Raw genomic sequence first — 24,482 nt, 5'->3', positions numbered from 1 at the left:
AAATTAGAAAGCACTTGTACCGTGATCAGCGATTGCTCTCAGACGCTTCACTTCATGCGGCGACAATTCTCTTCGATCTCCTGGTCTCATCCCTTCGATATGAAGAAATGCGTATTGCTCTCTCTTAAGCTTTAAGACATCATGACCAATGGCTTCAAACATACGTCTCACTTGTCTGTTTCGACCTTCATGAATGGTCAATTGGACGATGCACGTCTGCTTTCGTTTATCAATGGAAAGCATTTTGACACGAGCTGGCGCTGTTTTTTTGTGATCTAAAAGAATGCCTCTTTCCAGCTTTCTGAGCAATTCTTTTGAAGGAATTCCTTTCAGCTTCGCTACATATGTTTTATCAATTTCATATTTAGGATGCATCAGCTTGTGAGCAAATTCCCCGTCATTTGTAATCAAAATCAAACCGCTCGTATCATAATCTAAGCGTCCAACCGGATAGAGTCGCTGCGGGACATCGTCAAAAAAGTCTGTCACAACTTTACGCCCTTTATCATCTTCTGCTGCAGAAATGACGCCGCGCGGTTTATAGAGCAAGAAATAGACAGGTTCTTCTCTTTCTAACTTTAATCCGTTGACTTCAATTTTATCTGAAGAGCCCACTTTTACGCCAAGCTCTGTCACCTTTTGACCATTTACGGTAACTCGTCCTTCTTTAATAAGTTCTTCAGCCTTTCGCCTAGATGCGACGCCGGCATGTGCAATGACTTTCTGTAAACGTTCCATTTGTCTTTCACCTCATGTACTATCTTACTTTGTTGACTAGAAACAAACAAGCATTCGTGAAAAAATTAGCTTTTTGAATGCCTCATTTCAGCTAAAAAATTGATTCCCATGCGACAAAAATTAAAAAAACGCCCTGTCAGGCGCCGCTAAATAATAAACTCACAATGACAATGGATGCAATAACCCCGATGAGGTCTGCTAAAAGCCCCACCTTAAGTGCATCACCCATTTTTTTAATTCCAACTGCTCCAAAATAAACTGTTAAAATGTAAAGGGTCGTGTCTGTTGATCCCTGCATGACGGCTGCAAGTTGACCTATAAAAGAATCGGGTCCATATGTAGCAATGAGATCTGATGTCATGCCAAGTGCTGCCGTTCCTGATATCGGCCGAATAAACGCCAGCGGAACTACCTCTGTTGGAAACCCAATCGCTGTAAACACAGGCTTTAGCAGATCCATGACAAAATCAAGCGCACCTGAAGCACGAAAAATGGTAATCGCAACAAGCATTCCAACTAAATAAGGAATGATGGAGAACGCAATCTGAATTCCTTCTTTGCCGCCTTCAACAAACGATTCATAAGTCGGTACTTTTTTAATCGTTCCTGCAATGAGAATTCCTGCAATGATCAGAGGAATCAAAGCAAGTGATAGCCAGTTAACAAAAGCCATATCATCCCCCCCGCCTGCTTCTACGATAGTGGAAATAGCGATCAATGATAATCGCACCGATGCCGGAAATCAGCGTCGCCAAAATAGTCGGACCGACAATATCTGTCGGCTGATCTGCACCATATGTCATTCTAATGGCAATGACGGTTGTTGGCACAAGGGTAATGGATGACGTGTTGACAGCCAAAAACGTAATCATTGATCGACTCGCCTCATTTTTCCCTCCGTTTAATTTCTTCATTTGTTCCATGGCTTTAATTCCAAGCGGTGTGGCGGCATTACCAAGACCGAAGAAATTTGCCATCAGATTAGACAATATATACCCCATTGCTGGATGATTGGGCGGGATGTCTGGAAATAGCTTTGAAATAAACGGCCGGCATAGTTTACTGAAAAAATTTAATAGTCCCGCTTCCTCAGCAATTTTCATAAGCCCCAGCCAAAAAACGAGTACACTGATCAGTCCGATGGAAATCGTAACAGCTTCTTTAGAGCCCTTAAATACAGCTTCATTCACTTCCTGCATCGTTCCGTTAAACATGGCATATACAAGACCGATGACAGTCAGAAAAACCCAAATTAGATTGACCATGAAGAACCGCCTACAGATGTCTGAAAGACAGATTTAAACATTTCTTGAAAGCTTTTTTGGGGCATTCGATTGCGTTTATTCTCATAATAAATAGGCACTTGCTCGATGACTTGATCATCTAACAAAAATGTCATTTTTCCGACAACATCTGGAATAGCAGAAGGTTGTTTCTCCCATTTCTTTTCAGGTGTGAGCATTTCGGTTTCAATTTTCACTAATTTTTTCTCATATTCAGTTAATAAATAGTCCACATCACGCTTTATGAAAGCTTTTTTTTCGTAAAAAGTCCCTTTTAAAGAGGCCAGCCTTCCCTTCTTAGCAAGCAGATATGTTTTGTAGTGGTCAAATGCATATTCAAACATAGAAATGTGATCATTCCAGTCATCCGGTGCATTGATGGTGACCGCGATTAATACAGCATCACCTTTTTCAGCGGTGGAAACAAGGGTTCGTTTTGCAAGTTTTGTATAACCCGTTTTCCCTCCTGTAGAATACGGATATAAACCTGTTAACAGCTTGTTTTTATTTTTCCAGTAACCTTCCATTGTCTTTGCTTTATAAAAGGTTGTGCCGGCAATTTTTTGATATTCTTTATGCTGCATTGCGTATTTTGTTAGTATCGCCATATCATAGGCAGATGAATAGTGGTTTTTATGATCATCCAGTCCATGAGGATTTTGAAAATTCGTATTCTCCATTCCTAATTCAGAGGCTTTTTGATTCATCATAAAAATAAATCCTTCTAAACTGCCGCCAACATGTTCAGCAATGGCAACAGCTGCATCATTTCCAGAGCGCAGCATAAGTCCATAGGTAAGGTCTTCTAAACTCACTTTCTGCCCTTCCTTTAAATAAATCGATGAACCTTCTGCTTGAGTTGCACGTTTTGATACTTTGACGGTTTCTTTCATTTTTCCTGATTCTATCGCTAATACAGCAGTCATAATTTTTGTAATGCTGGCGACTCTTCTTTTTTCATGCTCGCCTTTTCCAAATAGAACTCTGCCTGATTGTCCATCTATTAAAATGGCGCTTCTCGCACTCACTGATAATGAGACTTCTGCTTGAGCATGTGAGGAAAATGGCAATAAAAGTGTAAATAGAAGAAGGACTGCTGTACCAATTTTTAAATAGGGCATGTTCATTCACGTCCTTGTCCGTTTTGTAAAAGTGTATGCATGGCAGAAAAAGTTATGATGCTTCGTCCACAAAAAAACGCCTCTACGTATAGAGACGCTTTTCTTGCTTATACCATTTTCATTTGATGATGAGAAACTGTATATTCTAGCTCTTCTCTCATCATTAAAAAGTCTTTTTCTAATGATGAAAATAACTGCTTTAGACCGGCAGATACCTCATGGTGAAAAACAATACTGCTTTTCCCAGTATAAGCCGAACGGCTATCCTCATACCATGTATCCTTTTTCGGAGTAAAAAATTCTTCAATACACTGATGATAAATACGGTAAAGGATTTGCTGTGCGGCTTGCTGCGGGAATGTATGCTGTTGCCCCATTTTCTGGCAAACTGCTGCCGCATCCTCGCTATACACAGCGAGCTTCCGTAATGTACTCAATATGTCACAATAATAGGCTTCCGCTTCGGGGTTTAATCGTTTCAAGCTTGATAAGGTAGCTTCATTTAGAAATACATTCACTTCAGTTGCAACCTTTGATAAAAATACGCCTGCTTGATCAACTTGATCCTTCACATTTAAATGTGCCATTTGTTTCGTGTTTACCTTCCCCTCATGGCTTTGTCACCATTTTATCTTTCATCAAAAGATTTTAGACCTAAAATCTTTTTTAATATTTTATCATACATATTTCCTTGTTTAGAACTACTTTATTTCTTCAAATGTTTGATTGAAGTTTTCAAAAAATAAATCGGCTTCTTCTTGTATACCATCTGCCTCAACATTCTCTGGAAGCGGCGGCAATTCATCAAGAGCCTTTAAGCCAAATTGCTCTAAAAAGGTAGGTGTCGTACCATATAGAATTGCTCGTCCCGGACCTTCTGCACGTCCAACCTCGCACAATAATGCTTTGGCTACTAAACTGTGAAGAACCCGTTCTGATTTGACGCCACGGATTTCCTCTACTTCAGCACGTGTAATCGGCTGTTTGTATGAGACAATCGCCAGTACCTCTAGTGCAGCTTGCGATAAGCCTTTTGAAGGGGTTTCCACTAATTTTTTTAAGTAAACGCTGTATTCTTTTTTAGTGAGCAACATATATGAATCGGCATATTCAATGAGTTCAATACCTCGTTCTTTTTTTTGATACTCTTCTTTCACGAGAGACATCATGTTGAGTAATGCCGCCTCATCAACTTCAAGAACAGACATGAGCTGTTTCCTTGTTAAGCCTTCATCTCCTGCTGCATAAAGCAGCGCTTCTAAAATGGCTTTCCAATTCACGATATCAAGCGTCATGAATCGTTTCACTCCCTATAATATAGATGTCTTCAAAGTTCCCTTCTTGCTCTAACATAATTTGTTGGCTTTTCATCAGTTCGAGAACAGCAAGAAACGTCACGACAAGGTGTTCCTTTTGATCATGTTGGAAAAGTGTCATGAAATTGATTCGTTTTTTTGTTTTTCTTAAATGATTCATAATCTCATTCATTTTGTCTTCAATCGGAATTTCTTGTCTTGTAATCTTTGATGGTGTTGGTTTCGTTATTTTTTTTCGGTTTAATACCTTTTGGAACGCACCTAACATATCATACACCGTTACATGCAAATTTGTGTCCTTTGCATCAGCTTCTTTTGCAAATTCACTTAAATCGCTTGGCGGTTTCGTAAAGGCATTTTGCCGCTCTTCTTCACGTTCCTTTAATTGTTGCGCTGCATTTTTATACTTACGGTATTCAATCAATTTTCCAATCAGCTCTTCACGAGGGTCCTCTTCCTCTTCGAGTAGCTCTTCATCAAAAAGCTCTTCCTCTTGTTTAGGAAGAAGCATTCTGCTCTTAATACTTAGGAGGGTTGCTGCCATCACCAAATACTCACTTGCTACATCCAGCTCAAGCTCCCTCATCGTATGGACATATAATAAATACTGCTCCGTAATTTTAGCAACAGGAATATCATAAATATCTATTTCCAAACGGTTGATTAAATGTAAAAGCAAGTCCAATGGACCCTCAAACGAATCTATTTTCACTTGATATTCCAGCATTCTTTTCTCACCATTTCTACTGTCTTCTAAGTACCATTTTACCGGCTAACTTTTAGTATAAGACACCATCAAGCTCTCGTCCAATATAATTTCTGCCTTACTGCAATGGCTAAAACGTAAAAAACAACGGAACCGCCCATACCAAAGTGAGCACGAATACATAGAATACAACTGTAATACGAACTGATGAAAAAGGAGGCCGTATCATTATGGGAGATGGCTATTACTTCGGCGGAGGATTTGCGCTTATTGTTGTGCTGTTCATCTTGCTGATCATCGTTGGCGCGGCTTGGGTTTATTAAAGAACCAGAGCGTCCTTTTGACAAAAGAGGCGCTCTTTCTTCTTTTCTTTTCGGTGTGTTAGACTGATAGTGGAAAAGGAGATGACCGATGTGTACGCTGAACCGTATCTCGCATTTTTACACGAATTTCATACGACAAGAGATTATTTTGAATGTCATGAAACTCTTGAAGAATATTGGAAAGAAGATCCCCCAGAGCATCGCAAAGAATACTGGGTAGGGTTGATTCAGCTTGCTGTCGCTTTATATCACCAAAGACGAGGTAATGTAAAAGGAGCAAAACGGCTAATTTCAAACAGTCTTCACTTGTTATCAACTGAAAGAAAGGCATTAGTCAATCTTGGTCTAGATGATGAAGCGTTCATCCTGCTCCTTAGGACACTTAAAAAGAAAATGGACGCAGAGATGCCCTATGAAAGTGTGATGCTCCCGATAAAGGATGAGGCACTTCTATCTTTATGCAGACAAATGGCGGAAAAAGAAGGTCTTCCCTTTGGACAGGAAAGTAACTTATCTCATACCTTTTTAATTGAAAAACATCGACTTCGTGATCGGTCGGATGTAATACTTGAACGGAAGAGACAATTAAAACGTAAAAAAAGCAGAGGGATTTGACCTCTGCTTTTATAAATGTGTGATATTTAGTTTGTTTCACTATGACACTTTTGAAAGAAGCCTTGCGTTAATTCATTTGGAATGAGCGATTTTGTTTTAAATATCTCTTCCACGGCTAATACCATTTCCTTGCCTATCCCTTGATCGCGATGGGATGGATTGACACTAATATGTTCAATTTGTACTTGGTCGTCTGTTTTTAACACACCAATTGCACCAACAATATCCTCGCCATCTTTCCAAAGGAAAAGCTGCCGTTTATCATCCGTTTCATACGACTTAATCGTCTGCTGAAGCTGTTTGACGTCTTTCTCACCTGGCATAAAGGACAGGAGTCCCATAGCAATTTTTTCAAAAGACTTCTTGTAACGAATTAACATATATACCCCTCAGTATTGAAATTATCCTTTTTTCCAGCAAATCTCCTTGTGAATCATTTGCTCATCACACATTATAAACATTTTCATGCAGTTTTTAAACTCTTTTTCATGAAATTAACGGAACGTTCGATTTAAATTGGCCATTTCAATAGCAGCAGCAGCCGATTCACTGCCTTTGTTTCCAGCTTTTGTGCCTGCTCTTTCAATGGCTTGTTCGATTGATTCTGTCGTCAAGACGCCAAAGATAATAGGAATGCCTGTTGATATGGCACTTTGAGCAATTCCTTTCGCTGCCTCATTGCAAACATAATCATAATGCGATGTCGCACCGCGGATCACAGTCCCAAGTGTGATGACAGCGTCATATTTTTTGGTCTCTGCTAGTTTTTTTGCCATATATGGGATTTCAAACGCACCTGGTACCCAAACAACATCGATATCATCACCGTTTGCTCCATGTCTAAGTAATGTATCTTCTGCTCCATCTAGCAGCTTGCTTGTAATAAAATCATTAAACCTCGCAGCCACAATGGCAAATTTTAGTCCTTCTGCTACTACATGGCCTTGTATTGTATTCATATGATCCTCATCCTTTTTCTGTGATTTTTATTTTGTATCTAATAAAGTTGTTTGATTATTTAAATGTTGGCGCAACGCCTCAATGGTCAGCATCTTTAAATCATGCTTTTTTTGTATGTTCACCAGCTCAGGGATACGCGCCATTGTACCATCTATATTCATAATTTCGCATATGACTCCAGCTGGCTCTGAACCAGCGAGCCTCGCCAAATCAACTGCCGCCTCTGTATGTCCTGGTCTTTCTAATACACCGCCATCTTTCGCAATAAGTGGAAACACGTGCCCAGGACGAGTAAATTCTTCTGGTTCTGCGTTTTTATTTAGCATCGCCAAAATGGTTGTCGAGCGTTCAAATGCACTAATACCAGTCGTTGTTGATGTATGGTCAATGCTCACCGTAAATGCTGTATGATGTGCATCTGTGTTCCGTGCCACCATTGGATGCAAGTGAAGGCGTTTTGCGATTGATGCATGTACTGGTGTACAAATGAGACCTCTGCCATATAAAGCCATGAAGTTAATGACCTCTGGCGTTGCGTGCTCGGCAAGTGCCACAAAGTCTCCTTCATTTTCTCTGTCTTCATCATCTACTACGATAATAATTTCTCCTTGTTTAAGTGCTTTTACTGCATCTTCAACAGAATGATACATACAATCGCCTCCTAAAATCCATGCTCTTTTAAAAATGATGGGGTCAATCGAGATGGCTGTTGATCGTCATGTCCTTTTGTTAAAAAACGATAAATATATTTCCCGATCATATCACACTCTACATTCACCAAATCGCCGATAGTTTTAGTCGGAAAAATTGTTCCTTCAAGCGTATGTGGAATGATGGAGACTGTGACGTGTGAATCACGCAAATCAAAAATCGTCAAGCTGACGCCATCTAATGCAATTGATCCCTTTTTAGTAAGCATGTCTGTGAGAGACTTGTCCATCTCTAAATCATAGTAAATGGCATTGCTGTTCTTTTCTATTCGGGTAATCGAGGCGGTCCCATCAATGTGGCCTGATACAAAATGACCGCCAAATCGTCCATTTGAGGACATGGCACGTTCTAGATTTACTTTACTGCCTGATTTGAGGTCACCAAGTGATGTGGCTTTAACCGTCTCAGGCATCACATCTGCCGTAAATTGTTCTTCTGAATAGCTTGTGACAGTAAGGCAAACGCCATTAATTGCAATACTGTCTCCAAGATGTACATCCTCTAGAATACGGCTACACTTGATGACCATTTTCATAGCATCAGCTGCTCTTTTGCTTAATGACTGGACTGTGCCAATTTCTTCAATAATACCCGTAAACATGTGATCCTCCCTTTCTTCATAAGTTTCAAAGCGATTGAGGGACATGTGATCGATTGAGCACCTTCGTCGCTTTTTATGGTCAATACAATATGAGGGATCACCTAATCAACACTGCATGTCTTTTACATACAGAAAGCCCCGGAAAACATTCCGGGGCTTTGTTTTTTTGCATCAGAAATAAAACTATGATTAACAAATATTTTTCAATCATAGCTTTCTTTATCCTTCTCCCATCCAGACTTTCACTGTCGGCTTCAGCTTTTCACTGAATCAACCGTTAATTAAATTAACGGGTCACGGGCTGTAAAGCATTCGCTTTATTACCGTCGGTCGGGATTTTCACCCTGCCCCGAAGGATACAATCGATATTCATCTGTCCTTAGGAGCTATTATAGCGATCCTTGTTGACAAATGCAACAATCAAGATTCCTTTACATTTCCATTAAAAAAGCCTCCTTATAGGAAAGGAGACGTGTTAATTAACGACTTTTACGACTTTTATAAGACCGTCTATTCTTTTTTCTTTACTAAAGTAGGCTTTAATGCGGTCACCTTTTTTCAAATCGGAGACATCGTCTTCAAACTTCTTCCCATTAAAAATGATTTTCGTGCCATTTTTCGCTTGACCATAATATTCATCACCATCAATTTTCGTAATGGTATACTCATAGATCGTGTAATCTTTATCGTTGTTTGTTAAGCTTTCGCCAATGGCTGTTGGCACATCTTCAATTTTCATGCCATTCATGTATAAATAGCTTGCACCTAAACAAAGCAGTAAAACAAATAAAATTGCAATTTTTAGTTTAATTTTCCCCATATTTAGCACCTCCACCATCTGCACTTCGCCTATTTGTATGTTTGATTCCATATTTTGATGAAACAAAACCAAAAAAGCGCTGTATTTCATCAATGGTTATTCATAAAACGATTCAAACGTAACTTTGGTTTCCACCTTTTAATCAATACATATGATACGAATATGCGTTCTTTATTAAGGGGGTGTTTTTTTGAATTTCTCCTGATAACGATTGTAAACCACTTAGTAGCTTAAAAGAGACTTTTTTTCTATATTCTTTTTTCAAGTGCAAACAAGTCTTCTTCTAATGCTTGCGCACGTTGAACCGCAATATCTCGACTATCGCGCACTCCCTGATTATAATAGTAGCTTCCAAGGTGATGTGTGATAAACGCTAATACTTGACCGGCTGCCACTTCTCCAATTTGTTCTTCGCGCTCTTTTGCAAAAAAACGTTGTATTTCATTGATCATTTGTCTCTTTTCTTCTGTTGAAAATGATTTCATACTGTCCACCAGCTTTCTCCACTATTTAGATCGGACAATCAACAAACCAATCGTGCGAATATACGTTCTATTATATCATATATAATGCCACTGCGCTGTATTTACCATAAAAAAACACCGCTAAATGCGGTGTTCCTTTCTTATTATGCATCTACAACTTCGACTTTTTCCATGCCTTGACCTTGTTCCATGTTAAGAACGGCCTCGATACCTGATGTTACCTTACCAAAAACAGTATGAACACCATCTAGATGCGGCTGTGGATCGTGTACGATAAAGAATTGGCTGCCGCCTGTGTCTTTACCTGCATGTGCCATCGATAATGAACCTCTTTCATGTTGATGAGGATTTCCTTCTGTTTCACATTTAATTGTGTAACCAGGACCTCCAGTTCCATTACCGTTCGGATCGCCTCCTTGGCTCACAAAACCTGGGATTACGCGGTGGAATTTCAACCCATCGTAAAAGCCTTCATTTGCTAGCTTTTCAAAGTTTGCTACTGTGCCTGGAGCAGCATCTGGGTAAAGTTCAAACTCAATTTTCTTTCCATTTGTCAGTTGTATGTATCCCTTTTTCGCCATTTTTCACAGTCTCCTTTCGGGTTAAACAACGCTCATTATAGCACATTTTCTATGAAGTGAAACATTCCTGCTTCATGATTCAATAGAATTTCTTGTTTACCTCTCTTTTTTAACATTGATAGCATGTAAGATCCTTTATACCTATTTTCAAGACCTATCTTATATGCAGCTTGTGGCTCTCGCATATACAGGTCTAATGGCTGAGTTTTATATTGCGGTTCGTTTTCCATTTATTAGTACTGTATTATCCATTTGATTCGTAAAATAAAAAAAGATATCTCTTTGAAAAGAAATTGAAACGTAAAGGTATTTTATTACGTCTATATGATGGAGTACACAGGAAAGCATGTGCTCAAAGTTCCGTTTCTCTTGAAAGAGGAACGCTTTCGACTTGAAGGAGGTCAACATGTTTAAAAAAACAATGCTTTGTATGATGGCAGCGCTCCTCTTACTAATTGGCGCGCCAAAAGTCAGCTTAGCAGATGCAGCAGTCGGCGATGTCATCGTCACACTCGGGCAAGACTTAACACCTGCTGATCGACAGAAGGTGCTTGACGAGTTGAATCCACCTGAAAATGCGACCAAAATTGAAGTAACTAATAAAGAAGAGCACGAATATTTAGGAAAATATATCCCTCGTTCTCAAATCGGCACTAGAGCGTTATCATCTTCATCCATCACGATTGAAAAATCAGGTACTGGTCTTACTGTAGATACCCACAACATTAAGACGATTACAGATGAGATGTATTTAAATGCTTTAATGACAGCAGGTGTCAAAGACGCCAAAGTCGTCGTGACTGCCCCATTTGAAGTATCTGGTACAGCAGCGCTCACTGGTTTACTAAAAGCTTATGAAGTGTCGAGCGATAAAGCCATTCCAGAAGATGTCAAGCAAGTAGCGAACGAAGAGCTTGTCACAACATCTAAATTAGGTGATTCAATTGGGAAAGACAATGCATCTGCCCTTATTGCAAAAATCAAAGATGATATTGCCAAAAACGGTGTCCCTAAAACAACAAAAGAAGTGGAAGAAAAAGTGGATAAAGCCGCTTCCGATCTAAACTTGAATTTGACGCAAGAACAAAAGGATCAGCTTGTCTCTCTTTTCGATAAAATGAAGAACATCAATATTGATTGGAAAGAAGTCGGATCTCAAATCGACAAAGCGAAAGACAAGATAACGAACTTCATAGAGTCTGATGAAGGCAAAAACATATTACAAAAGATTTGGGATTTCTTTGTCTCCATTTGGAATGCGGTTGTATCTGTTTTTACTGGTGGAAAATAAACCATCCGAATGAGTTTTTTACGTCAACATCCATTAAAAAGCATGTAGAATCTAAAGATTCTACATGCTTTTTTAAGTTGATGACTTCACTTTTGATTGATAAGGTAAATCAAGTTTCACGATGTCCTCATATGTCTCTCGCTCGACAACGAGCTGTGCTTCCCCATCTTCTACAAACACAACAGCCGGGCGCGGGATGCGGTTATAGTTGTTTGACATACTGTATCCGTAAGCTCCTGTACAAAAGACAGCTAATAAATCTCCTTGTGATAACTCTGGCAGGTCGATATCCCAAATGAGCATATCTCCACTCTCGCAGCATTTACCTGCAATAGAGACTGTTTGATCATGCTTATGATTCATTTTATTGGCGCTTGCCGCTTCATATTTCGCTTGGTATAAAGCTGGACGAATGTTATCGCTCATCCCTCCGTCAACTGCTACATAATCACGAATACCAGGTACATGTTTTGACGACCCGATTGTATATAGAGTCGTTCCTGCATCTCCAACAAGAGAGCGACCTGGTTCGATCCAAATTTCTGGCATAACGAATTGGTAACGAGCGACGTTCTCTTTTACTGCTTGAATAATTTTTTCAACATATTCAGTTGCAGGTAGCGGTTCATCATCAGCTGTATAGCGTATACCAAAGCCCCCGCCTAAATTTAACACAGTTGGGATAAAGCCAAATGATTCTCTCCATTCATTTAGTTTCATAAAGATTTTATCCGTTGCTAGTACGAAACCAGCTGTATCAAAAATTTGGGAGCCAATATGGCAATGGACACCTAATAGTTCAATCACTTCTGATCCAAGGGCTTGTTTCAAAGCTTCTTCTGCTTGTCCGTTATGAAGATCAAAGCCAAATTTTGAATCTTCCTGCCCTGTTGTAATGTAATCATGGGTATGTGCTTCTACACCTGGTGTGATTCGGAGCAGAACCTTCACTTTTTTTGATTGCTCTTGACTAAGTTGTTCAATCATCTTCAATTCATAGAAGTTATCTACCACAATGCAGCCGATGCCGTACTCTAAGGCCATCTTCAGTTCTTCTCTACTTTTGTTATTGCCATGGAAATGAATTTTATCTGATGGAAACCCAGCACAAATGGCTGTATGTAGCTCCCCACCTGATACGACATCAAGCGATAAACCTTCTTCCTTGACAAGCTGAAACATTGCAATAGAAGAAAAAGCTTTACTTGCATAAGCTACTTGCGCTTTTAATTCTTCTTCTTTAAAAGCTTTCTGAAAGTTTTTTGCGCGCTCCCGTATTAAAGCCACATCATATACATAAAGTGGTGTCCCATACGCTTCAGCTAATGAAACGGCATCAACACCACCAATTTCTAAATGACCGAGTTCATTTTGTCTGCAAGTGCCGTGTAAATACAATGTCATTCCCTCTTTCTCCGCCTCGGCTAAAAAAAGACAGCTACGTTAGCTGCCTTTTGGCCGTTTCTCAAAGTTAAAAATACAATATCACAATCTTCAGCCAGTTTCAATTGGACTTAAGAATTTGGGGGAATTTTTGATCTGTTTTGAGGGTGGACGATGCTTGGTCTTACTTTAGAGCCAGGTACGGACGTCCGTATGAGCACTTGCCATAAAGCCTTCCCATTAAATGGAATGAACGGCCACATATATGGCGTTTGTAATGAGCGAATGGATGTTAAATAAATGATTAACAAGGTAAAACCAATGATCAGCCCATTCAGCTTAAAGATTGACACAAGCGCCAATATAAGCAACCGAGCCATTTTATTGGCAACACTTAATTCATAGCTCGGGGTTGTAAACGTTCCAATCGCTGCAAGTGAGACGTACAAAATGACCTCAGGGGTAAACAAGCCTACATCAATGGCAATCTGTCCAATTAAAACGGCTGCAATCAAACCCATGGCCGTAGACAATGCCGTTGGCGTATGAATGGCTGCCATTCTTAAGAACTCTACCCCAAAATCAGCAAGGAATACTTGAAAAATGACAGGGATATGTGATGGTTTGTTAAAACCAATATAACTAAGATTGTCAGGCAACAGATTTGGCTCTAGGATAAAGAGAAACCAAATCGGTAAGAGGATGGTAGAACATAATATCCCTAAAAATCGAACCCACCTTAAAAAAGTACCTACCGCCGGCGTCTGCCTATATTCCTCTGCATGCTGAACGTGGTGAAAAATAGTGGTAGGCGTAATGATGACACTAGGTGAGGTATCTGTGATGATGATGACATGTCCTTCTAAAATATGGTTTGCTGCCACATCTGCCCGTTCGGTATATCTCACAAGCGGAAAGGGATTATACCCTTGCTTTACCAAAAATTCTTCAATCGTTTTATCAGACATTGTCAGACCATCTACTTTAATACTTGTTATTTCTTTTTCGACAATGTCTACAAGATCTGGATCTGCAATATCTTCGATGTAACAAACACATACATCTGCCTTTGAACGTTCGCCGACTTTAAGCATTTTATAACGTAATTTTTCATCACGAACTCTTCTTCGAATGAGTGCTGTATTCATAATAATGTTTTCAACAAATCCGTCTCTTGCTCCTCTGACGACCTTTTCTGTGTCCGGTTCTTCTGGCATTCTGCCAGGATAGTTCCTGACGTCAACGATAAATGCGTAATTTTCTCCTTCTACGATAACTGCTACAAGACCTGAAAGCACTTGGTCTACTGCTTCATCTAAGGTTTCAACTTTTGAAACTTGCTGATTGACAAGGCGGTTTTCTACAATACGTGCAATGTCATCTGATTCAGGTTCGTTGTCATTGATTTCAACCAGTTCTTTCAATAAATAGATGACATATTGTGTATCGCACAAACCGTTTACATAGTAAAGTTGGATTTCTTGATCCTGTATATATATTTTCCGAACGCCAAGATCAAAGCTGATCCCCATCCCCACATTTTCCTTGAAGTAATCTTCATTTTTCTTTGGGTCTCGGAACACGTTTACCTTGTCTTTCTTCATGGAAACCGCTCCTTTCTAATATTAATTCGACTGCCTTCATGGTGATTGGAGATCCTTTGCTTAGATCATCTTTGCGGCCCATCTTACCAATGTCTCCAATACCGACAACAAACGGAATGTTGAGTGAATCAAGACAATACACCGTATCCCCGTTCATTTTATGAAGCTCTAGTTCTGGAAGTCCGTGTTTGTCTACACCGTATTCCGTCAGTTCACCTTCTCGATCAATAGAGACATCCACCTTTGTCCATTCTGCTTGATGAGTCTTGGAAGCAACGGCAATTGCTCCGATCACTTCGATTTCAGGATGATGCGCAACATATTTCATCGCTGCTTCCCCTGTTCCTTCACCTGTTAGACCAGAATCATCAAACATGACAAACACTGGATCATACGGCGTCTTTAATATCATGTCTACTAGCTCAGCACCTGTTCGTTTACTCGGATTCCCTTTTGAGCTTGATATACATCTTCCGCCAAAGGTTTGTGCGGCAAGCTCAATCGTTTTGGCAGCATATATATCTCCGTCTGTGACTAAAATGACTTTTCGTTTTTGCCCCATAACAGGTTATCCTTTCGGTTTAAATATGAGTGCGATAATAAATGAGAATAAGATCGCAGCTGATATTCCAGCAGAGGTTAATTCGAAAATTCCCATACCAATTCCAATAAACCCATGAATATCTGCTTGATGCATGGCGCCATGTAGCAAACTATGACCAAAACTGACGATAGGCACCGTTGCGCCTGCTCCTGCGAATTTAATAAATTTGTCATAAATGCCAAATCCGTCTAAAATGGTCCCAGCGACGACAAAGGTGGTCATGACATGTGCGGGCGTTAGTTTCATTACATCCAATAAAAGCTGCCCGATGACACAAATGAGACCGCCTGCGACAAATGCGATAAGATAATCCATTAGTTTTCCCCTCCTGCACGCTCAAATACGACGCCATGTGCAATGGTTGGAATGGTCTCTTTTTGCTGAACCATCATTGGACTAAGCAGTGCACCGGTTGCCACAACTAAAACCCTCTTTAATTTCCCTGCTTTCATTTCATTAAAAATGTGACTGAAGGTAACAACGGCTGAACAGGCACATCCACTGCCGCCAGCAAACACATTTTGATCTGGTGTATAAATGATTAAGCCGCAATCATCGTGTTTTTTGCCGAGCTGAATGCCTTGTTCTTTTAATAAATCCTTTAAGATCGGTGAACCAATACCAGATAAGTCACCGGTTAAAATAAGATCGTAATCTTCAACAGATCTCCCTAAATCTTCTAAGTGCTGTTTGATGGTGTCTGCCGCTGCCGGAGCCATGGCGGAACCCATGTCAAATGGGTCTGTGATGCCAAGATCCATCACACGTCCAACTGTAGCACTTGTAATTTGAATTTGAGATGGCGTTTTGCTGATAATAACGGCTCCGCTCCCAGTCACTGTACTTGTCGCTGTATCTGGTTTTTGCCCGCCGTATTCCGTTGGATTTCGAAATTGGCGTTCTGCCGTTGCATTATGACTGCTTGTGGCGGCAATGGCTCTTTTCGCAAACCCTCCGTCTATTAATGCTGAGGCAATGGCGATAGATTCCATTGAAGTGGAGCAAGCGCCAAATAAACAAAGAAAAGGGATCTTCAACTCTCTTGCCACATAGTTTGCTGTAACATTTTGATTCAGTAAATCTCCTGCTAAAAGAAGATCAATATCACTTTTTTGCAAATCGGCTTTTGCTAAAGCAGTTGATATCGCATCATCCATAAGCTGTCTTTCTGCCATTTCCCAGTTTTTTTGATGACAATGCATTTCATCGTATGTCTTATCTATCAGATGACCAATCGGACCTGCTTTCTCTTTCGGTCCGGCAGCCGTTCCTTCTGCATTGACATAGAGTTTATGTGCAAATACCCAAGATTGTTTTCCTGTTAATTTCACGTTTCATCCCTCCTACGAAAACATCTTTTCCAAGAAGTATCGAATGATTCCTACTACGTATGCGGAGACAACGCCAAAGACAATGACGTTTCCGGCTAGTTTAAACATGTTTGTGGCAACACCTAAAACAAGCCCTTCACTTTTATGTTCAAGGGCAGCACTTGTCATGCTGTTTGCAAAGCCAGTGACCGGAACAGCAGATCCCGCTCCAGCAAACTGGCCAATTTTATCGTAAATCCCGATACCTGTTAAAATGGAAGAGATTAAAATGAGTGTAGCCACAGTCGGATTCCCTGCCGTCTTTTCATTAAAGTCAAAAAAGTGAATATAAAAGTGTTGCAGTCCCTCGCCTATTGCACAAATCAAGCCGCCAACGAGAAAAGCCTTGATGCAGTTGAGTACATAAGGAGGTTTAGGATGATACGTTTTCACTTTAGATGGATAGTTCTCTTTTAAACTTGACACGTGTTGTTCCCTCCAAATTATCTAAATATAAATAAGCCAATGAAAAAGTGAACCGAATACCTTTCCTAAGACGATGGCCATGAGCAGCAAAACAATTTTCCCTTCCATTCCAATTCTTTTCGTTAAGATAGGAAGTACATTTAGTACTTCAGTCAAAGCTGCTGCGAGCATACCAACAAAGATGCCAGATAAAAGACCGATAGGAAGCGTCAGCCATTTAGATAAATGCAGATGCATTTGACTTAAGGTAGCCCAGCCGCCGACGACAGCACCGCTTATGACAGCTGCTTCATAGCCTTGTATGAATCGATGCGTTTTGGTCAACTGCATTAAACGAGGTATGATGCCTAGCACTGTCAAAAATGCCACAAATCCTGCACCTACTGTTAAACCGCCGCCAAGTCCAACGAGCACGATAAAAAGACATTTACCGATCATGAATATCTTTCAGTGTTTCTTTGTTTTCGTTAAGTGCGACATAATGATCAAGATCGAGCTGATATTTAAACATCTCTACTTCGAGCGGACTCGGTTCTTCATTTAATCGCTTTTTAAACACATGATTGAAAAATAAAATCATGCCAAAACCTAGTCCAAAGCTATATGGAATTTGTAATAAATAAGGGTGCTCAACCGTCTTTCCAGTGATCATTTCATATAGGCGAATATGGACTAAACGCATGCTGACATCCTCATGAAAATTCATAATGGCAAGTGCTGCACCAACAAATAAAAGGAGCCACACAAACACAAATAAAACGGGAGAGAGCTGGCGCTTGCCTGTATCAATTTCAACAATAGCTTCAGAGCCTCCAACGGTTTGGATGTCGATATCTGGCCACGTTTTTTTGATCATTTTGACAACATGCATAATATCAAGAACCACAATGTGACGATCCTTTTTGCTGACATGATACATCGGCATTTTTCTAAGTTTTTGTACAGCCAAGTCATCACCAGTTATTTGAGCGATATCCTCTAAATAAATGAGCTGATCATTTCCAGTCTTGATTCGATGACGCAGCCGAATAAATACTTGTCCGTCCATCCAAGTCACTTCCTATACGATGGGTTAAAAATAGTATGTGGTGAAAAATGGTTCTCATACTGAAAGATCTTGATTTTCCGATAATTACCACACAAAAAAAGCCAGCCGAATGGGCTAGCTGTCTTTTTGATCCATCTGCAGTTGGATTTGTTTTAAGATTTTCTTTTCAAGCCGCGAGACTTGTACTTGTGAAATGCCAAGCCGCTCAGCTACTTCTGATTGGGTTTGATCCTTATAATAACGCAGGTAAACAATCAGCTTCTCCCGCTCTTCTAACTCTTTGATTGCTTCTTTTAATGCGATCTTTTCAAACCATTTTTCTTCTGAGTGATCGGCAATTTGATCAAGTAACGTAATCGGATCTCCATCATTTTCATACACAGTTTCATGAATAGAGGAAGGAGATCGAACCGCTTCCTGAGCAAGAACCACATCTTCTGGTGTAATATCAAGATAATCGGCAATTTCCTGCACAGTCGGCATTCTGCCGTGAGACTTCGACAATTCATCTCTTGCTCGTCTAATTTTATTCCCAAGTTCCTTTAACGAGCGGCTGACCTTGACCGTTCCATCATCTCGGATAAATCGCTGTATTTCACCAATAATCATCGGGACCGCATAGGTTGAAAATTTGACGTCATAGGACAGATCAAACTTATCAACAGATTTTAATAGTCCAATACAGCCAATCTGAAACAGATCATCGGGTTCATATCCTCTATTTAAAAAGCGCTGAACAACGGACCAAACAAGACGCATGTTTTTTTCTACGAGGAGGTCTCTTGCTTGTTGATCTCCGTCTTGGCTTTTTTTGATGAGACTTTTGACTTCATCATTTGACAGCTGCGCCTTTTTTGCTTGCTTTTTTACCTCCACATCCATATGAGCAGCTCCTTTAATTACAAAGCGCTTTGCTTTTTGATAGATGCTTTGTTAAACGGATCGTCGTGCCCATTTCTGGAGAGGAGTCAACCATAACGTCATCCATGAAATTCTCCATGATGGTAAAGCCCATTCCAGAGCGTTCTAAGTCTGGTTTTGTTGTAAATAGCGGCTGTCTTGCTTCTTCAAGATTTGTAATCCCCTTCCCTTCATCACGGATGGTGAGATAAACAATATGATCGTCCAGTGTGACGCTGATATGCACCTTCCCATCTGGATTTCCATCATATCCATGAATAATCGAGTTTGTCACTGCCTCTGATACAACGGTTTTAATCTCTGTTAGTTCATCTAATGTGGGATCAAGCTGGGCGATAAATGCAGCAACAGTTACCCTTGCGAACGATTCATTTTGACTCAGTGCAGAAAAGGTGAGGTTCATTTCATTTGTCATGATGCCACCCCCAATGTTTGTAATGCCGTTTGCTCAGAAGGCTCCATACGGATAATTTTAAATAAGCCCGACATATCAAATAACCGATAAACAGCCGGTGAGATTGCGCAAACAACCATTTCCCCGCCAAGCTGTTTGATTTGTTTATATCTCCCTAAAATCACGCCGAGTCCAGAGCTGTCCATAAATGTTAAATCAGCCAGATTCAGCACAATATGACGAATGTCCTCTGTTTCCAAATAATTCGTCACCTTTTGCCTCAACGTTTCTGCGGAGTGATGATCGAGCTCTCCTGTCAATCGAATGCAAAGTACGCTCTCTTTTACTTGAAAATCAATACCAAGGCTCATCTTTTTCTTCCTCCTTGCTCTAATTTCGGATAAAGAATGTTTCTCCTTTACATGAAGTAATTCCTTCACCATGACAAAACTAGTGATCATTCGTCACATTTAGATGTTCTTTTCCCTGCATTCCATAGCAAAAAGACTGCTATATGCAGCAGTCTCTTCTCGTTTATTTCCATTTCACAAAATCGGCCATTGTTCGTTTGAAGAATGTCCAAATGCCTGCTTTTTCTATTCCTTCTTTTGCTTCCACAGGGCTTTCATGTAGAACTTTGCCGTCTTTTTTCAAGACAATCGTACCAAGCTCTGTTCCTTTTGAAAATGGGGCTGTGACATCATGAGACAATTTGATTTCTTTTTTAATCCGATCGATATTTTCGCCTTTTTTTGTTAAAAGGGAGATTGGCTCTGAAGTGACAAGCTGAACCTTTTTCTTTTGTCCTTTGCTCACTTTGATTTCTGCCACTTCTTGACCTCTTTGATAAAGCGGATGGGTTGTATATTGATTAAATGCATAATCTAGCATTTTGACCACTTGGGCATTTCTGTCTTTCGGTGTACTTGCGCCGAATACAACAGCAATGACGCGCATATTGCCTTTTTTAGCAGATGCGGTTAAACAATATTTTGCCTCGCCTGTAAAACCTGTTTTCAATCCATCGACGCCAGGATAAAATTTGATCAGGCGATTCGTGTTCACAAGCCAGAATTTCTTATCTGTGTTTTGCCGGAGATAATCCTCGTATACGCCGGTAAACTTTGTAATTTGTTCATATTTCAACAGCTCTTTCGCCATTTTAGCCATATCGTGAGCTGTACTGTAATGACCTTTTTCAGGAAGTCCGGTTGGGTTTTGAAAGACTGTTGAGGTGAGCCCGAGTTCTTTTGCCTTTTTGTTCATCTGCTCAACGAACTGTTCTTCAGATCCAGCAATATGCTCAGCCATGGCAACTGACGCATCATTTCCTGATGCAATGGCAATGCCTTTCAGCATATCTTCAACAGTCATTTCTTCCCCAGGTTCAAGGAAAATTTGCGAACCGCCCATTGATGCTGCATAATCGCTCGTTCTCACTTTGTCTGTCATTTTCAGTTTTCCTTGGTCAATTGCTTCCATGATGAGAAGCATGGTCATGATCTTGGTCATACTTGCAGGCGCAAGCTTTTCATCACTATTTTTATTGTAAAGTACCTTTCCCGTGTCACGTTCAATTAGAATCGCTGATTTTGCTTCGTTCGCCAGTTCTGACGTTTGTTTTTCTGATGGTTTTTCTACTCTTTCTTTTGCTATAGCTGATGGTGAAACCATTGAGATAATGATCATTAAGATAAACAATGTACATATATGACGTTTCAAGTGGCAGACCTCCATTATCGTAATCATTTACATTTTTTCCTTGTAAAGGCTGTTTTATTCAGAGATCGTTTGATTGCTTAAAAAAAGCCCTCTGTTTTGATGAACAGAAGGCTTTCTCTAACGTACTATTTAAGTTGCTTGACAATACCTTTCACTAATTCAAGGAAACGTGCTTTCACCTTTTCAGTCACTTCAATGACTTCATGATGAGAAAGCGGCTGATCTAAAATACCTGAGGCTGCATTGGAGATACATGAAATACCAAGCACCTTCATTCCTGCATGACGTGCGACAATCACCTCTGGCACTGTCGACATGCCGACTGCATCAGATCCAATCGTTCTTAGGAAACGTACTTCAGCTGGTGTTTCGTATGAGGGACCAGTCATCCCAGCATAGACACCTTTTTGAACAGATATTCCTAAGTCTTTCGCCGTTTTCTCTGCAAGCGTGAGTAGCTCTTGGTCATACGGTGCAGACATATCAGGGAAACGTACTCCCTGACTGTCATTTGGTCCAATTAAAGGATTCGTTCCCATCATATTGATATGATCGGTAATCAGCATGAGGTCGCCTGGCTGAAAGGACGTATTCACGCCACCAGCCGCATTTGTCACAATGAATATGTCGATGCCAATTTCTTTCATCACTCGAACAGGGAAAGTGACTTGTTTCAAATCATATCCTTCATAGTAATGAAAACGTCCTTGCATCGCGCAAACGACGGTGCCCTTAAGCGTTCCGATCACAAGCTGTCCTGCATGCCCCTCAACGGTTGAAACAGGGAATCCAGGAATATCTTCATATTTTAATTTGATTGGATTTTCGATCTCATCTGCTAAAATACCGAGTCCAGAACCTAAAATCAATCCAACTGTTGGCTTATATGTTGATGCTTGTTGAATATATGCCGCCGCTTCTGAAAACTTTGCTCCCACGTGTTTCCCCCCTATTTGAGTTTGGATAAAAAGCTTGTTCCGTATTTAGGCATCGCTGAATGGAAATTATCTGCTATCGTTGCGCCAATGTCAGCAAAGGTTTTGGCTGTTGGCAGTTGATGAGCTTCTTGATGTTTTTTGCTGTATACAATAAGCGGAACATATTCTCTTGTATGGTCTGTTCCATGATGGATCGGGTCATTCCCATGATCTGCTGTAATAACGAGCAAGTCATCTTCTTTTAATCGTTCAAACACTTCAGGAAGTCGTGCGTCAAATTCCTCTAATGCCTTTCCGTAGCCCTCTGGGTCTCTTCTATGCCCATAAAGTGCATCAAAATCGACAAGGTTCAAAAAGCTTAATCCTGTAAAATCTGTTTTAAGCGTCTCAATCAGCTTGTCCATACCATCCATATTTGATTTTGTCCTGAGAGACGATGTAATTCCTTCACCATCATAAATATCAGAAATTTTACCAATGGCAATGACATCTAGCCCGTCATCTTTCAGCTCATTCATGACTGTCCGATCAAATGGTTTTAAGGCATAATCGTGACGGTTTGGGGTCCGGACAAATGCACCCGGCTCTCCAACAAACGGACGAGCGATAATACGCCCTACCATATATTTTTCATCTAACGTTAGTTCTCGTGCAATTTCACAAATGCGGTAAAGCTCTTCTAATGGCACAACTTCTTCGTGGGCAGCAATTTGCAAGACAGAATCAGCAGATGTATAAACAATTAAATCACCTGTTTTCATATGCTCTTCGCCAAGCTCATCAAGGATTTCTGTGCCAGAGGCTGGTTTATTTCCGATAATGCCTCGCCCTGTTTTTTCTTTTAATTGATTTAATAGTTCATCTGGAAAGCCGTCTGGAAATACTTTGAACGGTGTGTCTATGTAAAGACCCATGATTTCCCAGTGTCCTGTCATCGTATCTTTACCGTTTGATGCTTCTTGCATTTTTCCATAATACGCAAGCGGTTTTTCGTCCGCTGGAATTCCTTTGATTTCTCTAATATGACTTAGACCAAGTTTACCCATATTTGGCATATGAAGCCCATTCATTTTTTCTGCAATATGTCCAAGTGTATCTGCACCTACATCGTTAAAGTCAGCAGCATCTGGTGCTTCACCAATCCCTACTGAATCCATCACAATGAGGAAAATGCGTTTATACTGATAATCAGGCATTAAAAAGCGCCTCCTTCAACATTCTTGTCCTGTCACCTTTCATTATAGAGGTCAGACATCTCAAGTATAAACCGTTTTCAAGTCAATTGACAACCTTAAACGGTACAAACAGAAAAAAGCATGATACACGTTTATCGTGTCATGCTTTACTTATGCCCTCGGATGGTATTTGTGATACACATCTTTCAATCTTGTTTTCGTGACATGCGTATAAATTTGTGTGGTCGAGATATCCGCATGCCCAAGCATCTCCTGTACTGCTCTTAGATCAGCACCATTTTCAAGCAGATGTGTAGCAAATGAATGTCTGAGCGTATGGGGCGTCAATTCCTTTTGAATGCCTGCTTCAATCGCTCGTTTCTTTAGATTCTTCCAAAATCCTTGTCTTGACATCTTTTTGCCGTGATGATTCAAAAATAACGCATCAGCAGTCTGCTTTTTTAGTAGCTTGCTTCTTCCTTTTTCTAAATACACCTTTATCGCACTTGCAGCCGCTTCACCAATTGGCACAATTCGTTCTTTTCTCCCTTTTCCAAAACAGCGGATAAATCCCATTGTCAGATGAACATCAGAAAGTGTCAGATCGAGCATTTCACTCACACGAATGCCTGTTGCATATAAAAGCTCTAGCATGGCTTTATCCCGATAGTCAAATGGCGTGTGCTGCTTTGGTGTATCCAGAAGCTTTTCTACCTCATGCAATGAAAGAACTTTAGGCAATGTCCGCTCTGTTTTTTGTGTTTCAATGTTCCAAGATGGATCATCTGTTGTCACTTTTTCCCGAAGTAAAAATTGATGAAAGGAACGAATGGACGATAAATGCCGCACGGACGTTTTACTTGATTTTCCTTCATCTTTTAGCTGCTTTAAATAATGAATGATATGTATTCGCGTCACATCATTTACATCCTTTAACTGCTCATGCGTCATTAAAAAAGACAAGTAATTCTGTAAATCTCTTTTATAAGAGACAATGGTATTTTCAGAGAGTCCTCTCTCCACTGTCAAAAAATGAATAAAGTCGGATAATTGATCGTTCAATGATTTCTACTCCCCGTTTTGATAAAAATAAATCAATCGACTTTGCCAGTTGTCTCGATTCGGCTGATCCATTTCCATCACTTTAATCGCTGCACCTTCTGGTTTGTCATAGCGATGATAGCTTTCATATTCTGAATTTATCCATATCATAGCATAATAGAACAGGACGGTAAAACCAGTGAACAAGATAAATACTTTTATCACTTCACCTGTTGTTTTGAGCCATTTCATGATTTTCATGTCCTTTCTCATCTTCTCGTTATTTCAGCATATGCCAGATGGGA

The 24,482-nt window shown here is 40.2% G+C and carries 33 protein-coding genes, 1 pseudogene and 1 riboswitch; of the genes and pseudogenes, 4 read left to right on the top strand and 30 right to left on the bottom strand.

Features of this window, described 5'->3' with window-relative positions; translation table 11 throughout:
• Window positions 1–3: 3 nt before the first annotated feature.
• The 7 genes from rluB to ABVJ71_RS02030 form a co-directional block, all read right to left on the bottom strand.
• Window positions 4–738, bottom strand: coding sequence for a 23S rRNA pseudouridine(2605) synthase RluB (gene rluB, locus ABVJ71_RS02060; protein ID WP_353855375.1), 735 nt, complete (start codon window positions 736–738; stop codon window positions 4–6).
• A 136-nt stretch (window positions 739–874) separates the two neighbouring features.
• The gene (locus tag ABVJ71_RS02055) at window positions 875–1,411 is read right to left on the bottom strand and encodes a spore maturation protein (protein ID WP_353855374.1); all 537 of its coding nucleotides are present in this window, start codon (window positions 1,409–1,411) and stop codon (window positions 875–877) included.
• Between the two features lies 1 nt (window position 1,412).
• Window positions 1,413–2,003, bottom strand: a complete 591-nt coding sequence (locus ABVJ71_RS02050) for a nucleoside recognition domain-containing protein (protein ID WP_353855373.1) — start codon at window positions 2,001–2,003, stop codon at window positions 1,413–1,415.
• Window positions 1,991–3,142 (bottom strand): D-alanyl-D-alanine carboxypeptidase family protein, encoded by a 1,152-nt coding sequence (locus tag ABVJ71_RS02045; protein WP_353855372.1) that lies wholly within the window; start codon window positions 3,140–3,142, stop codon window positions 1,991–1,993. Before ABVJ71_RS02045 ends, ABVJ71_RS02050 begins: the two co-directional genes overlap by 13 nt.
• Window positions 3,143–3,249: 107 nt before the next feature.
• Window positions 3,250–3,729, bottom strand: coding sequence for a YpuI family protein (locus tag ABVJ71_RS02040; RefSeq protein ID WP_353855371.1), 480 nt, complete (start codon window positions 3,727–3,729; stop codon window positions 3,250–3,252).
• Between the two features lie 114 nt (window positions 3,730–3,843).
• Window positions 3,844–4,437, bottom strand: coding sequence for an SMC-Scp complex subunit ScpB (gene scpB, locus ABVJ71_RS02035; protein WP_353855370.1), 594 nt, complete (start codon window positions 4,435–4,437; stop codon window positions 3,844–3,846).
• Window positions 4,427–5,185 (bottom strand): segregation/condensation protein A, encoded by a 759-nt coding sequence (locus ABVJ71_RS02030; protein WP_353855369.1) that lies wholly within the window; start codon window positions 5,183–5,185, stop codon window positions 4,427–4,429. Before ABVJ71_RS02030 ends, scpB begins: the two co-directional genes overlap by 11 nt.
• Before the next feature lie 209 nt (window positions 5,186–5,394).
• Between ABVJ71_RS02030 and ABVJ71_RS02025 the strand changes: the two genes are divergently transcribed.
• Both ABVJ71_RS02025 and ABVJ71_RS02020 read left to right on the top strand, forming a co-directional pair.
• Complete coding sequence (locus tag ABVJ71_RS02025) at window positions 5,395–5,487, top strand: YjcZ family sporulation protein (RefSeq protein WP_008359694.1); 93 nt, start codon at window positions 5,395–5,397, stop codon at window positions 5,485–5,487.
• Window positions 5,488–5,577: 90 nt separating this feature from the next.
• The gene (locus ABVJ71_RS02020) at window positions 5,578–6,102 is read left to right on the top strand and encodes a DUF309 domain-containing protein (protein ID WP_353855368.1); all 525 of its coding nucleotides are present in this window, start codon (window positions 5,578–5,580) and stop codon (window positions 6,100–6,102) included.
• A 26-nt stretch (window positions 6,103–6,128) separates the two neighbouring features.
• On the opposite strand, the gene ABVJ71_RS02015 is transcribed toward ABVJ71_RS02020, so the two are convergent.
• From ABVJ71_RS02015 to ABVJ71_RS01985, 7 genes and pseudogenes are all read right to left on the bottom strand, one after another.
• Window positions 6,129–6,482, bottom strand: a complete 354-nt coding sequence (locus ABVJ71_RS02015; RefSeq protein WP_353855367.1) for a GNAT family N-acetyltransferase — start codon at window positions 6,480–6,482, stop codon at window positions 6,129–6,131.
• Between the two features lie 114 nt (window positions 6,483–6,596).
• Window positions 6,597–7,061, bottom strand: a complete 465-nt coding sequence (gene ribE / locus ABVJ71_RS02010; protein ID WP_353855366.1) for a 6,7-dimethyl-8-ribityllumazine synthase — start codon at window positions 7,059–7,061, stop codon at window positions 6,597–6,599.
• Window positions 7,062–7,091: 30 nt separating this feature from the next.
• Window positions 7,092–7,712: pseudogene (gene ribB, locus ABVJ71_RS02005) on the bottom strand (3,4-dihydroxy-2-butanone-4-phosphate synthase); the annotation flags it as partial.
• Window positions 7,713–7,723: 11 nt separating this feature from the next.
• Window positions 7,724–8,374 carry a riboflavin synthase gene (gene ribE / locus ABVJ71_RS02000; protein WP_353855365.1) on the bottom strand — a complete coding sequence of 217 codons (651 nt, stop codon included), beginning with the start codon at window positions 8,372–8,374 and terminating at the stop codon, window positions 7,724–7,726.
• Window positions 8,375–8,592: 218 nt separating this feature from the next.
• Window positions 8,593–8,735: riboswitch (FMN riboswitch) on the bottom strand.
• Between the two features lie 114 nt (window positions 8,736–8,849).
• On the bottom strand, window positions 8,850–9,194 hold the full coding sequence (locus ABVJ71_RS01995; RefSeq protein ID WP_353855364.1) for a hypothetical protein: 345 nt from the start codon (window positions 9,192–9,194) through the stop codon (window positions 8,850–8,852).
• Between the two features lie 248 nt (window positions 9,195–9,442).
• Window positions 9,443–9,679 (bottom strand): DUF2164 domain-containing protein, encoded by a 237-nt coding sequence (locus ABVJ71_RS01990; protein WP_353856522.1) that lies wholly within the window; start codon window positions 9,677–9,679, stop codon window positions 9,443–9,445.
• Between the two features lie 143 nt (window positions 9,680–9,822).
• Window positions 9,823–10,260: a peptidylprolyl isomerase gene (locus ABVJ71_RS01985; RefSeq protein WP_353855363.1), complete on the bottom strand. Its 438-nt coding sequence runs from the start codon at window positions 10,258–10,260 to the stop codon at window positions 9,823–9,825.
• A gap of 115 nt (window positions 10,261–10,375) precedes the next feature.
• Between ABVJ71_RS01985 and ABVJ71_RS01980 the strand changes: the two genes are divergently transcribed.
• Complete coding sequence (locus ABVJ71_RS01980; protein ID WP_353855362.1) at window positions 10,376–10,516, top strand: hypothetical protein; 141 nt, start codon at window positions 10,376–10,378, stop codon at window positions 10,514–10,516.
• A 150-nt stretch (window positions 10,517–10,666) separates the two neighbouring features.
• Entirely contained in the window at window positions 10,667–11,551 is an 885-nt protein-coding gene (locus tag ABVJ71_RS01975) for a DUF1002 domain-containing protein (RefSeq protein ID WP_353855361.1), read from the top strand.
• 72 nt (window positions 11,552–11,623) lie between these two features.
• Here the strand turns inward: ABVJ71_RS01975 and lysA are convergent, their stop codons facing one another.
• The 16 genes from lysA to ABVJ71_RS01895 all read right to left on the bottom strand — a co-directional run bounded on the left by lysA (window position 11,624) and on the right by ABVJ71_RS01895 (window position 24,432).
• A complete protein-coding gene (gene lysA / locus ABVJ71_RS01970) occupies window positions 11,624–12,949 on the bottom strand; it encodes a diaminopimelate decarboxylase (protein ID WP_353856521.1) in 1,326 nt (441 codons plus the stop codon).
• A gap of 116 nt (window positions 12,950–13,065) precedes the next feature.
• Window positions 13,066–14,538, bottom strand: a complete 1,473-nt coding sequence (locus tag ABVJ71_RS01965) for a spore germination protein (protein WP_353855360.1) — start codon at window positions 14,536–14,538, stop codon at window positions 13,066–13,068.
• Window positions 14,492–15,100 carry a stage V sporulation protein AE gene (locus tag ABVJ71_RS01960; RefSeq protein WP_353855359.1) on the bottom strand — a complete coding sequence of 203 codons (609 nt, stop codon included), beginning with the start codon at window positions 15,098–15,100 and terminating at the stop codon, window positions 14,492–14,494. The genes ABVJ71_RS01965 and ABVJ71_RS01960 overlap by 47 nt, the downstream gene beginning before the upstream one ends.
• A 6-nt stretch (window positions 15,101–15,106) precedes the next feature.
• Window positions 15,107–15,457, bottom strand: a complete 351-nt coding sequence (gene spoVAE, locus ABVJ71_RS01955) for a stage V sporulation protein AE (protein ID WP_353855358.1) — start codon at window positions 15,455–15,457, stop codon at window positions 15,107–15,109.
• Window positions 15,457–16,473, bottom strand: coding sequence for a stage V sporulation protein AD (spoVAD, locus tag ABVJ71_RS01950; RefSeq protein ID WP_353855357.1), 1,017 nt, complete (start codon window positions 16,471–16,473; stop codon window positions 15,457–15,459). Before spoVAD ends, spoVAE begins: the two co-directional genes overlap by 1 nt.
• Before the next feature lie 12 nt (window positions 16,474–16,485).
• Window positions 16,486–16,938, bottom strand: a complete 453-nt coding sequence (gene spoVAC / locus ABVJ71_RS01945; protein ID WP_353855356.1) for a stage V sporulation protein AC — start codon at window positions 16,936–16,938, stop codon at window positions 16,486–16,488.
• Between the two features lie 21 nt (window positions 16,939–16,959).
• On the bottom strand, window positions 16,960–17,376 hold the full coding sequence (locus tag ABVJ71_RS01940; RefSeq protein WP_353855355.1) for a stage V sporulation protein AB: 417 nt from the start codon (window positions 17,374–17,376) through the stop codon (window positions 16,960–16,962).
• Window positions 17,366–17,986 (bottom strand): stage V sporulation protein AA, encoded by a 621-nt coding sequence (locus ABVJ71_RS01935; protein WP_353855354.1) that lies wholly within the window; start codon window positions 17,984–17,986, stop codon window positions 17,366–17,368. The genes ABVJ71_RS01940 and ABVJ71_RS01935 overlap by 11 nt, the downstream gene beginning before the upstream one ends.
• 114 nt (window positions 17,987–18,100) lie before the next feature.
• Window positions 18,101–18,868, bottom strand: a complete 768-nt coding sequence (gene sigF / locus ABVJ71_RS01930) for an RNA polymerase sporulation sigma factor SigF (protein ID WP_353855353.1) — start codon at window positions 18,866–18,868, stop codon at window positions 18,101–18,103.
• A gap of 13 nt (window positions 18,869–18,881) precedes the next feature.
• Window positions 18,882–19,322 (bottom strand): anti-sigma F factor, encoded by a 441-nt coding sequence (gene spoIIAB, locus ABVJ71_RS01925; RefSeq protein WP_353855352.1) that lies wholly within the window; start codon window positions 19,320–19,322, stop codon window positions 18,882–18,884.
• Complete coding sequence (gene spoIIAA, locus ABVJ71_RS01920; protein ID WP_353855351.1) at window positions 19,319–19,672, bottom strand: anti-sigma F factor antagonist; 354 nt, start codon at window positions 19,670–19,672, stop codon at window positions 19,319–19,321. The genes spoIIAB and spoIIAA overlap by 4 nt, the downstream gene beginning before the upstream one ends.
• Before the next feature lie 163 nt (window positions 19,673–19,835).
• Window positions 19,836–21,023 carry a D-alanyl-D-alanine carboxypeptidase family protein gene (locus ABVJ71_RS01915; RefSeq protein ID WP_353855350.1) on the bottom strand — a complete coding sequence of 396 codons (1,188 nt, stop codon included), beginning with the start codon at window positions 21,021–21,023 and terminating at the stop codon, window positions 19,836–19,838.
• Between the two features lie 125 nt (window positions 21,024–21,148).
• Entirely contained in the window at window positions 21,149–21,961 is an 813-nt protein-coding gene (locus ABVJ71_RS01910; RefSeq protein WP_353855349.1) for a purine-nucleoside phosphorylase, read from the bottom strand.
• 11 nt (window positions 21,962–21,972) lie between these two features.
• Complete coding sequence (gene deoB / locus ABVJ71_RS01905) at window positions 21,973–23,157, bottom strand: phosphopentomutase (protein ID WP_353855348.1); 1,185 nt, start codon at window positions 23,155–23,157, stop codon at window positions 21,973–21,975.
• A 150-nt stretch (window positions 23,158–23,307) separates the two neighbouring features.
• On the bottom strand, window positions 23,308–24,198 hold the full coding sequence (gene xerD, locus ABVJ71_RS01900) for a site-specific tyrosine recombinase XerD (protein WP_353855347.1): 891 nt from the start codon (window positions 24,196–24,198) through the stop codon (window positions 23,308–23,310).
• Between the two features lie 6 nt (window positions 24,199–24,204).
• Complete coding sequence (locus ABVJ71_RS01895) at window positions 24,205–24,432, bottom strand: YqzK family protein (protein ID WP_353856520.1); 228 nt, start codon at window positions 24,430–24,432, stop codon at window positions 24,205–24,207.
• Between the last annotated feature and the right edge of the window lie 50 nt (window positions 24,433–24,482).

The sequence above is a fragment of the Bacillus sp. Bos-x628 genome (assembly GCF_040500475.1).
GTDB lineage: Bacteria > Bacillota > Bacilli > Bacillales > Bacillaceae > Bacillus > Bacillus maqinnsis.
The sequence above is the reverse complement of the archived record's forward strand: the minus strand, read 5'-3'. Positions and strand labels throughout refer to the sequence as shown.

What these genes read in the sequence shown, in the direction of transcription:
- rluB (WP_353855375.1), bottom strand. Translation starts at nt 738, where the DNA reads ATGGAACGTTTACAGAAAGTCATTGCACATGCCGGCGTCGCATCTAGG.
- ABVJ71_RS02055 (WP_353855374.1), bottom strand. Translation starts at nt 1,411, where the DNA reads ATGGCTTTTGTTAACTGGCTATCACTTGCTTTGATTCCTCTGATCATT.
- ABVJ71_RS02050 (WP_353855373.1), bottom strand. Translation starts at nt 2,003, where the DNA reads ATGGTCAATCTAATTTGGGTTTTTCTGACTGTCATCGGTCTTGTATAT.
- ABVJ71_RS02045 (WP_353855372.1), bottom strand. Translation starts at nt 3,142, where the DNA reads ATGCCCTATTTAAAAATTGGTACAGCAGTCCTTCTTCTATTTACACTT.
- ABVJ71_RS02040 (WP_353855371.1), bottom strand. Translation starts at nt 3,729, where the DNA reads ATGGCACATTTAAATGTGAAGGATCAAGTTGATCAAGCAGGCGTATTT.
- scpB (WP_353855370.1), bottom strand. Translation starts at nt 4,437, where the DNA reads ATGACGCTTGATATCGTGAATTGGAAAGCCATTTTAGAAGCGCTGCTT.
- ABVJ71_RS02030 (WP_353855369.1), bottom strand. Translation starts at nt 5,185, where the DNA reads ATGCTGGAATATCAAGTGAAAATAGATTCGTTTGAGGGTCCATTGGAC.
- ABVJ71_RS02025 (WP_008359694.1), top strand. Translation starts at nt 5,395, where the DNA reads ATGGGAGATGGCTATTACTTCGGCGGAGGATTTGCGCTTATTGTTGTG.
- ABVJ71_RS02015 (WP_353855367.1), bottom strand. Translation starts at nt 6,482, where the DNA reads ATGTTAATTCGTTACAAGAAGTCTTTTGAAAAAATTGCTATGGGACTC.
- ribE (WP_353855366.1), bottom strand. Translation starts at nt 7,061, where the DNA reads ATGAATACAATACAAGGCCATGTAGTAGCAGAAGGACTAAAATTTGCC.
- ribE (WP_353855365.1), bottom strand. Translation starts at nt 8,374, where the DNA reads ATGTTTACGGGTATTATTGAAGAAATTGGCACAGTCCAGTCATTAAGC.
- ABVJ71_RS01995 (WP_353855364.1), bottom strand. Translation starts at nt 9,194, where the DNA reads ATGGGGAAAATTAAACTAAAAATTGCAATTTTATTTGTTTTACTGCTT.
- ABVJ71_RS01990 (WP_353856522.1), bottom strand. Translation starts at nt 9,679, where the DNA reads ATGAAATCATTTTCAACAGAAGAAAAGAGACAAATGATCAATGAAATA.
- ABVJ71_RS01985 (WP_353855363.1), bottom strand. Translation starts at nt 10,260, where the DNA reads ATGGCGAAAAAGGGATACATACAACTGACAAATGGAAAGAAAATTGAG.
- ABVJ71_RS01975 (WP_353855361.1), top strand. Translation starts at nt 10,667, where the DNA reads ATGTTTAAAAAAACAATGCTTTGTATGATGGCAGCGCTCCTCTTACTA.
- ABVJ71_RS01965 (WP_353855360.1), bottom strand. Translation starts at nt 14,538, where the DNA reads ATGAAGAAAGACAAGGTAAACGTGTTCCGAGACCCAAAGAAAAATGAA.
- ABVJ71_RS01960 (WP_353855359.1), bottom strand. Translation starts at nt 15,100, where the DNA reads ATGGGGCAAAAACGAAAAGTCATTTTAGTCACAGACGGAGATATATAT.
- spoVAE (WP_353855358.1), bottom strand. Translation starts at nt 15,457, where the DNA reads ATGGATTATCTTATCGCATTTGTCGCAGGCGGTCTCATTTGTGTCATC.
- ABVJ71_RS01940 (WP_353855355.1), bottom strand. Translation starts at nt 17,376, where the DNA reads ATGATCGGTAAATGTCTTTTTATCGTGCTCGTTGGACTTGGCGGCGGT.
- ABVJ71_RS01935 (WP_353855354.1), bottom strand. Translation starts at nt 17,986, where the DNA reads ATGGACGGACAAGTATTTATTCGGCTGCGTCATCGAATCAAGACTGGA.
- sigF (WP_353855353.1), bottom strand. Translation starts at nt 18,868, where the DNA reads ATGGATGTGGAGGTAAAAAAGCAAGCAAAAAAGGCGCAGCTGTCAAAT.
- spoIIAB (WP_353855352.1), bottom strand. Translation starts at nt 19,322, where the DNA reads ATGACAAATGAAATGAACCTCACCTTTTCTGCACTGAGTCAAAATGAA.
- spoIIAA (WP_353855351.1), bottom strand. Translation starts at nt 19,672, where the DNA reads ATGAGCCTTGGTATTGATTTTCAAGTAAAAGAGAGCGTACTTTGCATT.
- deoB (WP_353855348.1), bottom strand. Translation starts at nt 23,157, where the DNA reads ATGCCTGATTATCAGTATAAACGCATTTTCCTCATTGTGATGGATTCA.